General features: G+C 55.1%; 8 protein-coding genes. 5 read left to right on the forward strand and 3 right to left on the reverse strand.

The genetic code is table 11. The features are described from left to right. The first annotated feature begins 53 nt into the window (after positions 1-53). Entirely contained in the window at positions 54-1,142 is a 1,089-nt protein-coding gene (locus OHL22_RS04730; protein WP_263333772.1) for a LacI family DNA-binding transcriptional regulator, read from the forward strand. A gap of 114 nt (positions 1,143-1,256) precedes the next feature. Here the strand turns inward: OHL22_RS04730 and OHL22_RS04735 are convergent, their stop codons facing one another. After that, positions 1,257-4,862, reverse strand: coding sequence for a TonB-dependent receptor (locus OHL22_RS04735; protein WP_263333773.1), 3,606 nt, complete (start codon positions 4,860-4,862; stop codon positions 1,257-1,259). Between the two features lie 750 nt (positions 4,863-5,612). Between OHL22_RS04735 and OHL22_RS04740 the strand changes: the two genes are divergently transcribed. Together OHL22_RS04740 and OHL22_RS04745 are read left to right on the forward strand one after the other, a co-directional pair. Beyond that, positions 5,613-9,020, forward strand: coding sequence for a DUF5107 domain-containing protein (locus OHL22_RS04740; RefSeq protein ID WP_263333775.1), 3,408 nt, complete (start codon positions 5,613-5,615; stop codon positions 9,018-9,020). A gap of 2 nt (positions 9,021-9,022) precedes the next feature. After that, complete coding sequence (locus tag OHL22_RS04745; RefSeq protein ID WP_263333778.1) at positions 9,023-10,456, forward strand: sugar porter family MFS transporter; 1,434 nt, start codon at positions 9,023-9,025, stop codon at positions 10,454-10,456. A 7-nt stretch (positions 10,457-10,463) separates the two neighbouring features. Here the strand turns inward: OHL22_RS04745 and OHL22_RS04750 are convergent, their stop codons facing one another. Together OHL22_RS04750 and OHL22_RS04755 are read right to left on the reverse strand one after the other, a co-directional pair. Further along, positions 10,464-11,849, reverse strand: coding sequence for a nicotinate phosphoribosyltransferase (locus OHL22_RS04750; protein WP_263333780.1), 1,386 nt, complete (start codon positions 11,847-11,849; stop codon positions 10,464-10,466). A 31-nt stretch (positions 11,850-11,880) separates the two neighbouring features. Beyond that, a complete protein-coding gene (locus tag OHL22_RS04755; protein ID WP_263333783.1) occupies positions 11,881-13,107 on the reverse strand; it encodes a glycoside hydrolase family 5 protein in 1,227 nt (408 codons plus the stop codon). Between the two features lie 146 nt (positions 13,108-13,253). Between OHL22_RS04755 and OHL22_RS04760 the strand changes: the two genes are divergently transcribed. Continuing rightward, complete coding sequence (locus tag OHL22_RS04760; protein WP_263333784.1) at positions 13,254-14,057, forward strand: ABC transporter ATP-binding protein; 804 nt, start codon at positions 13,254-13,256, stop codon at positions 14,055-14,057. Beyond that, on the forward strand, positions 14,045-15,766 hold the full coding sequence (locus OHL22_RS04765) for a hypothetical protein (protein WP_263333787.1): 1,722 nt from the start codon (positions 14,045-14,047) through the stop codon (positions 15,764-15,766). The genes OHL22_RS04760 and OHL22_RS04765 overlap by 13 nt, the downstream gene beginning before the upstream one ends. Positions 15,767-15,793: the final 27 nt, after the last annotated feature.

Here is a 15,793-nt window from a genome sequence, read left to right on the forward strand (position 1 = left end):
TTGGACACGCTGCCGGGACAAGACGATGTGCGAAACTGAGTACAATTCTCGACATGCGATCGACAGACAAGAAAGGTAAAGCGGCCGGCATTCGCGACATCGCGGAAGCCCTGGGAACCTCGATCGGCACAGTGGATCGCGCTCTGCATGACCGCAGCGGAGTAAGCGCCCGTACCAAGGCGCGCGTATTACGCATGGCCGAACAACTCGGATACAAACCCAACATCGCCGCCAGATCCCTCAAACTCAACCGCAATCTCCGGGTAGCGGCCGTTTTCCCCCGCGAAATAGCTGCCTTCTTCGATCCCTTATGTGCCGGGATTCAGGCTGCAGCGGACGAAACCGTGGGCATGCAACTCACGCTTGATTTCCTCCGTTATCCTCGGCTTGGTTCCGGCGATATCGCAGCGCTCGAGGGCGCAGCTGCAAAGAAATACGATGGCATACTGTTCACGCCCCGCAGGCCTCGGGAGTTAGCTGGAATCATCCGGCACATCGTGGGGCAAGGGATTCCCATGCTGTGCGTCGCCAGCGATGCGCCGGACAGCGGACGCATCTCATCGGTCACCGTGGACGCATACATCAGTGGAGCGCTCGCAGCAGAATTACTGTCGCATAAGCTGCAAACTCCGTCTCGTGTTGCAACCATTACGGGTGACTTGGCTACCTTCGACCATGCGGAGAAACTTCGCGGTTTTGCTGCGACTCTCGCTGTGCTTGCTCCCCACTTGACCCTTCTGCCCGCCGTAGAATCCCACGAAAGCGCGGAGGATGCCTACCGCCAATCCATCGCACTGTTGAGGGGCAAAACGCGTCCCGATGCCATTTACATCAGTACAGCGAATAGCCTTCCTGTCTTTCGCGCTCTGGAAGAACTGAAGCTTTTCGGTCGCGTGCAGGTGATTGCGACCGATCTTTTTCGGGAACTGGTGCCGCTGCTCGAGTCAGGCAAAGTGCTGGCCACGCTCTATCAGCGTCCGGAAGCGCAGGGCAAAACCGCGCTGGAAACGCTCATTGGTCATCTGACAGATAAGGGTAAGCCCGTCAAGATTCACCGGTTCGCTCCACATATTATTCTGCGCAGCAATCTCCCGCTTTTTGCCAACAGACTCGTCAACACGCAGGGAATTTCGGCCGATTAGGACCGGATCTCCCATGACGCAGTCACTTCCAGCAACCGCTCCATGAGGCTCATTCGCGGAGGAAAAGCCACATGGAACAGCCGCTAGAAACGGATATATCGCTTCTAAACCATGCTAGAAGATGTACTTCAAGGCAAGTTGAAAGAACCGTGCATCCGGGGTGTTGTTCTGGAAAAACTTCGGTCCAGAGATCAGGCCACCGTTCGACCCCATGGAACCATTTGGAGTGCCTAGGGTTGGGTGATTCAAGACATTAAAGGCATCCGCTCTGAACTGCAGGTTCTGTTCGCGCAATACCGGAAAGGTTTTGAATAGTGACATGTTGACCTGGTAGTAGCCGGGGCCATAGATGTTGTTCTGCACGCCACCTAGCAGCGCAATTGCCGTTGCCTTATCGATGACTGGTGCCTGAAATTCGACCGGAACGCCATCTGGATTTACCGATCCAACCGGATGCGTAGCATCGGAGATCATCTCGCCGGGCAGCGGGTTGCGGAATGCGCATGGATTGAAGTAATTCAGCTTGGTCTTGACCTTCGCCGGGCATGAGGTCAGGCTCGGGTTGGTCGGATCAGGCGCTCCTCCACCCGCGAATGGGCTGCGAACAAGATAGGCCCGCGCTCCACCTCCAGAGGCCGTGCTGATATTGGGACTCACGGAAAATGGAATTCCTGTCTGCGCGGCGTATGTCAGGCTCGTGGACCATCCGCCAGCAATCTCATCGAGCCAACGAGAAGAACTGCTGAGAAAAGCCCGTCCATGTCCAAATGGCAGTTCGTAATTTCCGTTGATCGTGAAGCGATTGCGAACGTCGAAGACGGAGTTCGTCAACTCGTCGATGTAAGGAATCAAAGCTGGCTGGCGATCGCCGATGGCGCTGAAGAGACCGCCTGCGTCGCTGGCATCGTCGAGCGCGTGGGACCAGGTGTAGGTGGCCAGGAAGCTCAACCCGTGCGAATAGCGCTTCTCCAGCTTTGCCTGCAGCGAGTTATAGGTGCTGACGCCGCCGAAATGCTCTTGACCAATACCGCCAAGATCCGGGAATGGGTTGAACGGATTGGTGTTGGTTCCCGGACGCCATAGGCCCGGCGCGGTATTGGGAGCCGCGTAGAGTTCCATATGCCGAGTGAGATTGCCGACATAGGTGATGGTAGCGGAGAGGTTGGGCTGAATCTGCTGCTGCACGCCGAGACTGAATGTCATCGTATACGGCGGCTTGACGTTCGGATCTTCGGAGTGGAAGCCAGGCTGCGAGATGAAGGTCTGTAATTGGCCGTTGTCTGTAGCCGGAAGCAAACCAGCCTGCAGAGTGACGCCCTGTGCGGCAATCGAAGGGCAGTTGCCTGTTGTGCAAGTTGGCGCAAAGAAATTTGCCTGGTTGGACCATGGAAAATTTGCGCCAAGGTTGCCGTTACCGTTCGACTGCAGGCCTCCGTAGAAGATTCCGAAGCCTGCGCGGACGACGGTATTATCGTGCGGGGAGTAGGCAAAGCCAATACGCGGAGCGAAGTTCGTTTTCTGCGCCGTTACAAGATGGTCGTTGTCGACAAACTGTACGGTGACGTTGTCCTTGGCCAGTGCGTTGAGGAAAGGCGCACCTAGAACAATGTTCTGCTGACTCTTCGGAAACTGAACAACACCGGAACCCGTGCCTATGCCTAATGGGCCGGTGGCGATAAAGTTCGCCTGTTGTCCGCCATTTTCCTTGTACGGCTGGAAGTAGTCATATCGCACACCGAGATTCAAGGTAAGCTTCCGCGTGATTCTCCAGTCATCCTGCACGTAGCCTGCGTCGTACCATTGCGCGTCGTTCACGTTAGGCGAGACAGAAAGAGCTCCGTAGTTTTCCTGGTCCACGATCATGTCCGCCACGGCGTTTCCGGTATTGGCTACGCCGACTAATCCGGTGAATTGACCGTCCCAGTGATATTGCCCCAGATCCGCGGGTGCATAGATGTAATAGAAGCGGATTGCCTGAAAGGACGCGCCAAACTTTACAGAGTGGTTCCCCCAGATCTTTGTCACGTTGTCGAGAATCTGGTAGACGTTCTGCGATTCGCGGCTGATGCCCACCGAGCCCCACTGCTGGATGGCTCCATTGACATAGCCAGACGGAAGGCCGTACTGTCCGGGCTTGAGGTTCGAGGGTTCAGGCCCAAGTCCCAGAGAAGTGTTAAGCGTTGGATTATAAGCATTCGGCTGCTGGAAGTTGAAGACTCCCCAGTTGTAACCGAAGCGAAACTCGTTGGTCAGAGTTGGCGTGAAGATGTGAGTTTCGCTACCCATGAAGTTCATGGCCAAATTGGTGTCATACTCTCCACCATAGCCACTACCATCAAGCAGGGGGCCTAGAGGCAAGCCGTTCGTCTTGATCTCGTGCAGGTAGCTGTAGCGCACGTAGGTCTGGTCCTTGGCATTGATATTCCAATCCAGACGCTGGTCCCACTGGATTGTGTCGTCGCTGTTGCCCACATTCACAAGGTAGTTGTTGTAGAGCTTTCCGTTGTTGGCGTTGGGAGCGGGGTAAAGATTGAGAATGCCCTGAGCAACGGTATTGATCTGATTCGCGCAAAAGACATTTTGTTGGCCGTTGCAAACAAGAGGCTGATTCGGGTCCGCAGTGTTCGGCTGATACAACGTAGTTGGCGCTCCCACACCGGTCAGATCGCCGTTCAGCAACTCCGAGAAGTTTCCCTGGCGTTCCAGAGCCGAGGGCACATTAATCGGAGTCGGATTACTGATCGAAATACGGTTAAGTTCCATGTCGCCGAAGTAGAAGAGTTTGTTTTTCCAGATGGGAAAACCGAGCGTCGCTCCGAACTGATTCTGGTGATAGGGTGGGACCACCGCATCGGGGCCTGCATTCCAGTTGATCGCATCGAGATTGGTATTGCGCAGGTACTCCCAGACATCACCGTGGACCTGATTCGTGCCGGATTTGATGTTTGCCTGCAGCACAGCGCCGGCGGAATGTCCGAACTCTGCGCTGAAGTTGCTTGTCTGCAGGCTGAACTCGGAAAGTGCATCCGGAGGAGGTCGCATAATGTAGCTGGACCCGTTCAGAAAGTCGACCAGATTCGTATTGTTATCAACACCATCGAGGATGAAGTTGTTCTGTTCGGCACGTTGGCCGTTCGCGACAAAGTCTCCGCTGCCGGATCCACGAGTGTTCCCGAACGGGGGTGCAACGCCATCTGTCAGTTGCGCGATGTAGACCCAGTTTCGCCCGTTGAGGGGGGTGTCATTAATCTCTTTGGTGCTGATCACCTGGCCGACTGCAGCGTCTTGTGTCTGGAGAAGCGGAGCTTCGGTGTCAACCTTCACGGTCGCGGTAACGCTGCCGGTCGGCAGCGCGAAGTTGAGATTAAGTCGCTGCTGGATATCAAGATGCAGATGTTCGTGGCTTACGGTCTGGAATCCTTTCGCGGATGCGGACACCGTGTAGTTTCCAATCTTCAGCGGAGAAAACACAAAGACACCGCTATTGTTGGATTTGGTCTGCAGAACCAAACCGGTATCGACACTCGTCACAGTGACTTCCGCATTTGGAATCACCGCTCCAGTGGAGTCTTGTACGACGCCTGTGATTGCTCCCTGATCCGTCTGAGCAGACGAGTAGGAAGGCATCAGCAACTGAAGCAGCGTTACCGCCACTGCCAATGCTCGTGCGATTGCGGTTAACTGCTTCGAAAAATTTTGCCTCAAAAATGGGTTCGCCATCGGTCTGTCTCTCCCGTTTCGGCTTGCATCGCGCTTTGCCGATCTCGCAATGTCGGAATATCAATACGTTTACGTTAACGCTATGTTCGTCAAAAGAACTGTGTACGTTACCGGAAGAGACGGTACTCCCAAGATGAAAGATTTGTCAAGAAACTATTTCAGGCGCATGCATCGCCTCTGAAGTGGTACTAGGTTTTGCGGCAAACTCTTTTCCAAACTCCTCGCTGTTTGATCCTACGGAAACGCTTTATTGCCGTCCGATCTCGTAATCGTGACCTGAAAATATGCTTTATTGGCTGTTTTTTCTCGAAGTGTTTTCTTCAGAGACCTGTTTGACTTGGCATCAATTGCATCGGCAGGGTGCATATTCATTCAGTGCAAGATTCTTGATGCACCCCTCGTTGACTGAGACGAAGACTGGGACATCTGTTTTTCGCAAATGACCGTTATCGTTCACTAAATATGAACTATGGACGCAATGACTCGGATCTGAGTTTTCGCCTCGAAAGCGCCATGTAAGTATCGTGATATGTTTACGTTAACGCAGAAGGATCGCTCAAACCCGATCCTGACTATTAGACACTTCTACATCGAAGAGCAAAGTGCCTCCGATAGACGACGTGACAATTTGTTTGACAATCCCGGAAGTGCCCCATACATTGGCATACGCGGTAACGTACACGACAAGCGCAGAGCCGCGCCTCCGGCCTAGATCGTGTCCACACTCTACCAACCACGAAAGGGAGCCCCATGCGGGAGGATATAGTCGACGCAAATAGTCCAACCCGTCCGCCGGCGGCCGAGGTCCCAAAACTTGAATTACCTCCACCGCCTGATGCGGAGCGGGGACCGGTCCGGGCTTGGCGTGCCCAGGTCTCGATGCTCACCTACATGCCGGCCATCCCCGATCCCAATCCCCTGTTCCTTGAGAAGCGGGTCTATCAGGGCAGCAGTGGCCGCGTTTATCCCCTGCCTGTCATCGATTACGTCGAACGGACTCCTCAACCTCACTTCTGGGATGCCGTCCACATCGAGAATGAATTCCTGCGTCTCATGATCCTGCCCGCTATCGGCGGTCGAATCCATGTTGGCGTCGACAAGCGCACCGGCTATGACTTCTTCTATCGCCAGAACGTTATCAAGCCGGCTCTGGTTGGTCTCGCCGGCCCCTGGATTTCCGGAGGCGTCGAATTCAACTGGCCTCAGCATCATCGCCCTGCCACATTCATGCCCGTCGAAACCGCGATCGAGCGCGCTGCTGACGGCTCGGTCACGATCTGGTGCAGCGATCACGACCCCATGGTCCGCATGAAGGGCATGCACGGCATCTGTCTGCACCCAGGCAAGGCTTACGTCGAGCTTAAAGTCCGCCTCTACAACCGCACTCTCCAAACCCAGACCTTCCTGTGGTGGGCCAACGTCGCCACGCACGTTCATGAGCAATATCAGTCTTTCTTCCCAAAGGACGTGCGTTATGCAGCTGATCACGCAAAGCGCGCCGTCACCGAATACCCTCTCAGCCATGGGCTCTATTACGGCATCGACTATGACGAGCGCGCGCGGTTCGGCGTCCCGCCCGAAGAAATGCCCGGCCAGTTCGTTCCCGACGGCTCTTACCCTCCAAACGATCTCGGCTGGTATGCCAACATCCCCGTCCCCACCAGTTATATGATCGTTGGCTCGCGTGGAGACTTTTTCGGTGGCTACGACCACCACCGCCGCGCTGGCACCGTCGCTTACGCTGACCACCACATTGCTCCGGGCAAGAAGCAATGGACCTGGGGCAACCATGAATTCGGTTACGCGTGGGACCGAAGCCTCACCGACAACGATGGTCCCTACGTCGAGCTTATGTCCGGCGTCTACACCGATAATCAACCCGACTTCTCCATCCTCGCTCCCGGCGAAACGAAGACCTTTAGCCAATACTGGTATCCCATCGGCGACATCGGAATCCCCGATCTCGCCAATCTGCACGCTGCCCTTCGCGTAGACAAATCCGACGAACTCGTTACCGTGCATCTTCAAGTCACTAAAAATCTTCCCAATGCGTGTCTCATGGTGCGCATCGGTGACTCCGAGATAGCGCTGTGGACCGGCAGCCTGAGCACCGTCGATCCACTCCACCTGCAGTTCCCCACTAACGGCATCTCTGGTCCTCTCGCGGTCACCCTCATTGATGGCGACCGCCACGTTCTCCGCTACGCTCCAGATGAAATCGAACCCGTGCCGTCTCCCTTGGTCGCCACTGAGCCGCCTCTACCCGAAGAAGTGACGAGCAACGACGAGCTCTTTCTGAATGGTCTCCATCTTGAGCAATATCGCCATCCAACTCGTGCGCCAGAAATCTACTGGCGCGAGGCCATCAAGCGCGACCCTGGCGACAGCCGATGCAATCTCGCCCTGGGCCGCTGGCATCTGAACCGCGGCGAATTTCCCGAAGCCGAAAGATATCTCCGTACCGCCATCGCCCGCCTCACTGTACGCAATCCCAATCCACCGGATGGTGAACCGCACTACACACTCGGCTTGACACTCTCGTATCAGCAGCGCTTGGAGGAAGCCTACGACGCTTTCTATAAGAGCACTTGGAACGCGGCGTGGCGCGCTCCTGCTTATCACCGCCTCGCCGAGATCGACTGCACTCGCGCTGACTGGACAACCGCCCTGGACCATCTTGATCGGTCCCTCCGCGCCGAAACCGACAACCTCAACGCCCGCAATCTTCGCACGCTAGTGCTGCGTCGTCTCGGTCGCCCTGCAGAAGCCGCGGCTTTCCTTGAGGAAACCCGCACCCTCGATCCTCTCGACATCTACGGTCGCTGGCTGGCAACAGACGTGCCTCCACAAGACGGCCAGCTTCTGCTCGATCTGGCACTCGACCTTGTGCGTGCAGGCTTCCTGGGTGAGGCACTCTCGATACTCACCACCACAAACCCAAGCACAACCGCTGGCGCCGAGCCAATCGCCCTTTATCTGCGGGCCGACCTTTTCGATCGCCTCGGCCATTGCACTGAAACTGCGGTGACCCGTGAAAGCGCTCGCCGTGCTGATCCCGCCTTTGTTTTCCCCAATCGTATCGAAGAGCTCGTTCTACTCAGCAAAGCGATTGCGGCGAACTCAAGCGATCCACATGCGCCCTACTATCTCGGCAATCTTCTCTATGACCGCCGCCGCTATACCGAAGCGATCCTGATGTGGGAGCGCTCCGTTGCACTGGAACCATCCTTCGCCACTCCCTGGCGCAATCTCGGCATCGCATACTTCAATGTGCTCCACGATCCTCTTCGCGCTTTGCAAGCCTTTGCCAAAGCACGCACCGCCGCGCCTTGCGACGCACGCATTCTCTACGAACACGACCAGCTTCTGAAACGAACCGGCCATGCCCTTTCGGAGCGGCTGGCCGCACTTGAAGCCAATGCCGCGCTAGTCGAGCAGCGTGATGACCTTTCCGTCGAGCTCATTTCACTCTTGAACAGCCTCGACCAGCCTCAACGTGCTCTCGATTTGCTTCTTGGCCGCCAATTCCAGCCGTGGGAAGGCGGCGAGGGCCTTGTGCTTTCCCAATACGTTCGCGCCAACGTCCTGCTTGCCCACCGTTTTCTACAACACGGAGAGCCCGTGCGTGCCATTGCCCGCCTTGTTTCCGCCTCCAACCCTCCTGAGAATCTCAGTGAAGCTAAACACCTGCTCATGAATCTCAGCATGATTGACTACTGGCTCGGCGAGGCGCACTACCAAGCCGGCAATCGCCGCGAAGCCGAACATCACTGGACACTCGCTGCCCGCCAGAAGGGAGATTTCCAGCAGATGCAGGCTAAGACCGTTTCTGAAAACACCTACTGGAGCGCCTGCGCCTTGCGTCGCCTGGGCCGCGAACAGGATGCCATCCATGTCTTCCGCACGATCCTCGATCACGCCGCCGAGCTTCAAAGCCAGGCCCCGAAAATTGACTACTTCGCCACGTCGCTACCTGCCATGCTGCTCTTCGACGAAGATCTTACCCGCCGCCAGAGCATCACGGCTCGCTTCCTGGAAGCACAAGCGCGGCTTGGCCTGGGTGAAGATGCCGAGGGACTCTGTCTCCTCGAAGAAGTCCTCGCTATGGATAACGCTCATACTGGCGCTATCGATCTTTTTTGGTTCCATAAAGGATAAAGATGCACGGCCCTTCACTCTCCAGCGCTTCTCAGTCCTCCTTAGTCGAGCCGCAGCACAGTCTGTACTTATGGGGCATCGCTGTGGTTGCCGCCTTGGGCGGCCTTCTCTTCGGCTACGACTGGGTTGTTATTGGGGGTGCGCGGCAGTTCTATGAAGTCTACTTTCACCTCACGTCGCCCGCTCTTGTCGGTTGGGCCAACAGTTGCGCACTCGTCGGATGCCTATTCGGCTCTCTCGCCGCTGGAACTTTAGCCGACCGCTACGGCCGCCGTCCGATTCTGCTTGCTTCCGCGCTGATGTTTGCCATCTCTTCGGTGCTGACCGGTTGGGCCTGGTCGTTTTCTGCTTTCATCTTCTGGCGTATCCTCGGTGGCACCGCAATCGGCCTCAGCTCCAACGTATCGCCGCTTTATATCGCGGAGATCAGCCCTGCGGCCCATCGCGGACGCCTCGTCAGCCTCAACCAATTTGCTATCGTCGTAGGCATACTCCTCGCTCAGATCGTCAACTGGCGCGTTGCCCGCCCCGTACCCTCAGACTTGCCGCACGACTTGCTTCTCTACACATGGAATGTGCAGTACGGATGGCGCTGGATGTTCACTGCCGTCGCTGCTCCTGCTCTCATCTTCACGCTAGCCTCACTATTCATCCCCGAGAGTCCCCGTTGGCTGTGCGGCGTTGGCCGTACCCACGAATCGCGCACGATCCTCGAACGGATTGGTGGCTCCGCCTATGCCCACGCAGAGATAGCCAGCATCGAGTCTGCGCAACGCTCAGACAACGCTCTCACTCAGTTCTCCTGGCGCGAGCTTTTCCAACCCCCATTCCGCAAAATCCTTCTTGTGGGCATCGCCCTTGCTGCACTTCAGCAATGGACCGGTATCAACATCCTCTTCAACTACGCCGCCGAGGTGTATCGCAGCGCCGGATACGGTGCCAACGACATCTTTCTCGATATCGTCATCACTGGCGCCATCAACCTTGTCTTCACCGTGCTCGCTATGCTCCTCGTCGATCGGCTCGGCCGCCGGCTCATGATGCTCGCCGGCTGCATCGGTATCGGCGTCTCCCATCTACTCTGCGCCTGGGCATATCACGCACAATGGCGAGGTGCTCCGATCCTTGTGCTCACCCTCAGTGCAATCGCTTGCTACGCACTCACTCTGGCGCCCGTTACGTGGGTCCTGATCGCCGAAATATTTCCTCTCCGCATTCGTTCTCAGGGCATATCGATAGCAGTGAGCGCGCTGTGGATCGCCTCTTTCCTTCTCACCTACACCTTTCCTCTCCTCAGCCAGCTTGAAGGCACAGGCGGCGCCTTCCTCACCTATGGCGTCATCTGCCTGCTTGGCTTTGTTCTCGTCGCGACGTCGGTTCCAGAGACCAAGGGGCGCACACTTGAGCAGATTAGCGCGAGCACCATCGAAGACTGAAGCCCGCTCAAACAACCGCAGGAACATTGATCTGTCCCGCTGTGCCAAACACACGCCGATAACGTGCCACTTCCTCCGGTTCCCCCATGGACTTTGAATAGTTGTCAGACAGCTTGACCGCGGACCTCCCGTTAGCCTCGGTCAGTTTGCATACAAGACTGATGGGGTCAAGGCCGACTCGATCATTCGGATCGCATCCGCGAAAGTCATTGGTCAGAAGCGTTCCCCATCCGGCGCTGAATCGGATGCGTTTTTTTGGCAGCCACTTGTTCGGATCGAGAAAATCAGACGCGTTCTGGAAGTCACCAGGCTGCAAACCTCTCTGTATCTCCCCTGAAAAATACGCATGCAGACCAAGGATTGTCTCCACATCCAAGCCATCGGATGCAATGACAAGTTTCTTCTCTGGATTGCGGCCGCGTGACTTCAGCCATGCAATGTATTCGTCACCGGCAACGAAGGGATCTTTGCTGTCCACGCGCTGGCCAGTCCAGTCCGTGACCCAATCTGGAGCATTTTCCAGAAACTGCGTCGTTCCAAAGGTATCCGGAAGCATGACTAAGAGCTCGCCCTGATAGGTCTGCCGCCACAGATCAAGCACGCGATATTGTGCTGTCTTCAACTCCGCATCGTTCTCTGCTAACGCAGCCATCGCCATCGGCAACTCGTGTGCATTGGTGCCAATCGCCTCAAGATCATGCTTGTAGGCAAGAAACGTATTCGATGTACCGGCAAAACTCATGCCGAGTGTGTCCCGCATTGCTTTGACAACATACTCCTGCCACAGGAAGCTATGCCTGCGGCGGGTGCCAAAGTCAGCCAGCTTCAGCCCTGGCACACCGCGCAGCCGCTCGATCTTTTCCCAGAGCTTGGCTTTCGCTCGTGCATACAAGATGTCCAGAGAGAATTCACTCATCTCCCGGAGCGCTGTCCGTGTTTTCAGTTCACTTAGAATCGAGAGCGCATAAATCTCCCATAGGGTGGTCTGTGTCCACAAGCCACGAAAAGAAAGGCAAAGGTCATCGTTATCGATTGTCAGCGTGTAATCTGGCAACAAAAAATCGTTTTCAAGCCACTCGAGAAATTCAGGTTCAAAGATGCCGCGTTTTCCATAAAACGTATTACCTGCAAGCCAGATCAACTCTGATTTATGAAACCGTAAGCCGCGCACATGATCGAGTTGCATGCGCAGTTCTTCCGCGCCGATCCGCTCCGCCAGCGAAAAGTTTTTTGTTCGGTTTGCGAGTGTAAACGTGACCTCGACATCGCGAAAGTGCTTCCAGATAAATTGCAGCATCAGGAGCTTGTAGAAATCCGTGTCAAGAAGAGAACGGATAATCGGATCGAGCCGCCAGTTGTGATTATGCGCTCGCTCCGCAAAGTTCACGATCATCAGAATTATCCTCGCCGCTCCGGGAGCGCTTTCATTTAGGATTCGCGCCCAGGGCTTTGAGATACCCCGAATTTACTCTTTCGTGATCAAAGCGGATTTGGACAAGCAGATCGGAGAAGGCTTCACGGCAATCCTCAAGAGACGGACGCACTTCTATTGAATGCACCGTATCTCCCATCCATCCGTGGCGTGCCGCGTAGGTAACGATCTCGTCCCAGTGTACGGGCCTGGAAAATGTCACCGGCGATGAAGTCGCATCCATCTTCTTGTAAGGCCAGAAGGTCCAGCTGATCTCATTCTTATCGAGCAGTTCCCTGAAGGTCATGATCCACTCATCGGCATTCTCTCCCGACTCGCCTATCCAGATTGGAACGTTGTATTTCTCACGAAAATCGACGTACTCCTGAATTTCCCCCTGAACGGGCTTCATCCAGTATTTGTGAAATTCATACATCACATTGCGATCGAATGGGGGCCCAAACACGTCGAAGTTCGTGTCCCATTGAGCGCCCTCCAGGATCACAACATGGTTGTGATCGACAGAGCGCACCGCTGCAACCAGCTTGCGATAGATAGGCTCCAGCTTCGAGTTATATTGCCGCAGCTTTGGATAATGCGGAATAGGCTCGTTGAGCAGGTCGTATCCAAGCACAGTTTTGTTGTTCCTATAATGCTCCGCAATCCGCTTCCAAATCTCTGCCGCTTTTTCCTGGCTTGCCGGGTCTTCATATAGCCATGGATAACCCCAGCTATCGTCGATATTCGATCCAGTCTGGCCGCCGGGTGCACAATGCATGTCGAGGACGACATACAAGCCATCTGCTTTCGCCCACGAGATGACCCGATCCATTAGCGTGAAGCTCTCATCATCACCCTGCTCAAAAAAGCGGTAGTGAAAAGGTATCCGAATCGCGTTGAATCCCTGCTTGGAAATGAAGTCAATGTCCTGCTTTGAAATGTAAGTATCGCGGTACTGCTTCCAGAAGCGCGCTGCTTCCGTAGGCCCGATCAGTTCATTCGCTAACACCTCAATCTCGCGCGTCGATGCTGGGCCATGCTCCAGTTGGAACATGTATCCTTCCTGCACAAACCAATTCCCGAGATTCGTTCCCCGCAGTAGCAGCTTATGCCCATTGCCGTCAGCCAGAAACTTCCCGTCGGCATGTACAAAGCCGCTCTCCGCAGCATTGACGCAGGACGACGCAACTGAAACCGTGGCAACAGCAATCACAATCGTTCTCAGGAAGCTTTTGCCCATGACGGTACTCCTTGGTTAATACTGAATTCCACTCATCACTCTATCAAGTTGGAATAGTCATCATACGGGAACTATTTGACGAGGTTGATGCGTAGTTACCGCCGGGACCTCTGGGAAACCAGTATTCCGGTATTCTCATTGCAACGATGAATTCAGCGATCGCTACCTCTGGACTGACGCGCACATTCGGCGACTTTGTCGCCGTCGATCATGTAAATCTCAATGTCGCACCAGGACAGTTCTTTGGCTTTCTCGGCCCGAATGGAGCCGGAAAATCCACTACAATCAAGATGCTTACGGGCCTTCTGGCTCCTACTTCGGGCAGCATCGAAGTTTTGGGTGTGAACTTCACCAAGTATCCATTGGAGGTGAAGCGTCAGATCGGCGTCGTTCCCGAAGGCATGGCTCTGCTTGGGCGGCTGACGGCTCCGGAGTATTTACGGTTCGTCGGCGAGATGTATGGACTGGATCGCGCTACGACCCTCCAGCGCAGTGAAGAACTGTTGGAGTTTATGAATCTGGCGAGTGAAACGAAGAAGCTGATTACAGACTTCTCCCACGGCATGCAGAAAAAGCTAGCCCTAGCCGCAGCTGTTATTCATGCGCCGCGCATTCTGTTTCTTGATGAACCCTTTGAAGGGGTCGATGCTGTTGCGGCGGGCACTTTGAAACAGATGCTGCAGGGTATGATCGCACGTGGCGCCACGATCTTCCTTACCTCGCATGTTCTTGAGATCGTCGAACGCCTCTGCTCGCATGTTGCGATCATTCATAGGGGTAAGCTGATAGCCAACGGGCCACTGGAAGAACTCCGCTCTGGCGTTTATGCCCAGTCAGAACAAGATGGGCAAACCGGCCGCCTTACACTTGAAGAAATCTTCATCCGGATCATCGGTAAGCAAGAAGGAGCCACCCCCGCGACGGAACAGGAGCTTTCATGGCTGGGATAGGCTCTACATCCGACACCCTTTCACTTCTCAATCTCTCATCGCGTCGTCATTTTGTAGCCATCGTGTGGCTTCGCTGGCGCATCTTCGTGAATGCATTTCGACGCAAGGGTGCTACAGGCGAGCTCGTTGCCAAGATTCTTTCTTACCCACTTTTAGCAATCATGGTCCTCGGGCCCGCCGTCGGCACTGGATTTGCCTCATATTATCTGGTCAATAGCGGCCAAATAGAGCTCCTTGCCATCCCGCTCTGGATCGTCTTCCTGCTTTGGCAATTTATTGGCGTGAGCACATCGGCCTCCGGCTCATCCTTTGACTTGACATCTCTCATTCGCTTCCCGATCCGCTACCGCGATTACCTTTTGATGCGCCTGCTCTTCGGCCTTCTGGACCCGCCAACGCTCGCCGGAGTCGCATGCCTCATAGCAATGAGTATCGGAATCGGAATTGCAACGTCGAGCCTCTTCATGTTTTCCGCCGCCGTGCTCTTCCTCTATTGCCTATGCAATCTCTTTTTCTCGCGCATGGCGTACGCTTGGCTTGAGCGATGGCTTGCGCAGCGGCGCACCCGTGAATTGGTCACAGGGCTCATCCTGCTTGGTTCGTTGCTCATTCAATTCGTGAGCCAATACTTTCAACGGCTCGATACGCGCGGTCATCACAACATAAGCCCATGGATGGCAACGACTGGCAAATGGCTGGTAAATCTGAACTGGTATCTTCCACCAGGGCTCGCCACTGCTGCCATTGATCACAAACATGCCGGCGACTGGACCGTTGCTCTCGCTGCCTCTTCAGGGCTGGTTCTGTTTATAGCAGGCTTTTTCTTCCTACTGCACACACGACTTCTTGCCCAGTTCAAAGGAGAAGACCTGAGCGAAGCTCCCGCGGCAGTGCAAAAAACAAAGCGTGTGCGCAAAGCACAATCAAACGCCGTCACTGAGAAATCCTCTAATGCTGCATCTCTTCTGCCTCCCGGAATTGCCGCATGCCTTAAAAAGGAGTTCCTGTATCTGCTGCGCAGCGGACCAAAGCTCTACGTTCTGGTCATGCCAGTATTTGTGGTACTGCTCTTCTCCATGCGAACTTCGGGAGTGAGTTATTTCACTGGTACCCGCAACAATGTTGGCGACATGTATTTCAGTTATGGTTGCGCGTACACGATGCTGATTTTCGTTTCGCTGCTTTACAACTCATTTGGCAGCGACGGCGCAGGCGTGCAGTTTTACTTCGTCGCTCCTCTGCGGATTCGTGACGCAGTCCTGGCGAAGAATCTATTGGCCGTGGGAATTTTTGCTGTAGAAGCCGTCGCACTCTACGTCGCAGCCATCGCGGTGTCACATCCTGCGCCGTTAGATCTGACCGTTGCGACACTGGCCTGGAGCGCCTTTACGCTATTCCTGAACATGGCTGTCGGCAATATCCGCTCCATCGTCTCTCCAAAGGTGATTGATACGGCAAGAGTGCGCGGCCAAAATGTTTCAGGGCTCAATAGCCTCATCAGTCTGCTCGTGGTCTTCGCCACAGTGCTGGTTGGCGCAACAGTGCTTGCAATATGCCAGACACTTCATCTGAGCCGCTGGATCGCAGCGGCTGTCTTTTTGATTCTTTCCGTCTTTGCGGCAATGATCTATTGGTTGGCGCTGGAGAGTACCGACGCGCTCGCCGCACGCAATGTGGAGTCGTTGACGTCGACTCTGGGCAAGATCTGATCGCTCCACCATCGCAGACGTTCTACG

The organism is Acidicapsa dinghuensis (assembly GCF_025685685.1).
Taxonomy (GTDB): Bacteria; Acidobacteriota; Terriglobia; order Terriglobales; family Acidobacteriaceae; genus Acidicapsa; species Acidicapsa dinghuensis.

Bases quoted from the DNA above. Each gene is read 5' to 3' on its own strand.
- OHL22_RS04740 (WP_263333775.1), top strand. From the start codon at position 5,613: ATGCGGGAGGATATAGTCGACGCAAATAGTCCAACCCGTCCGCCGGCG.
- OHL22_RS04765 (WP_263333787.1), top strand. From the start codon at position 14,045: ATGGCTGGGATAGGCTCTACATCCGACACCCTTTCACTTCTCAATCTC.
- OHL22_RS04750 (WP_263333780.1), bottom strand. From the start codon at position 11,849: ATGATCGTGAACTTTGCGGAGCGAGCGCATAATCACAACTGGCGGCTC.
- OHL22_RS04745 (WP_263333778.1), top strand. From the start codon at position 9,023: ATGCACGGCCCTTCACTCTCCAGCGCTTCTCAGTCCTCCTTAGTCGAG.
- OHL22_RS04760 (WP_263333784.1), top strand. From the start codon at position 13,254: ATGAATTCAGCGATCGCTACCTCTGGACTGACGCGCACATTCGGCGAC.
- OHL22_RS04755 (WP_263333783.1), bottom strand. From the start codon at position 13,107: ATGGGCAAAAGCTTCCTGAGAACGATTGTGATTGCTGTTGCCACGGTT.
- OHL22_RS04735 (WP_263333773.1), bottom strand. From the start codon at position 4,862: ATGGCGAACCCATTTTTGAGGCAAAATTTTTCGAAGCAGTTAACCGCA.
- OHL22_RS04730 (WP_263333772.1), top strand. From the start codon at position 54: ATGCGATCGACAGACAAGAAAGGTAAAGCGGCCGGCATTCGCGACATC.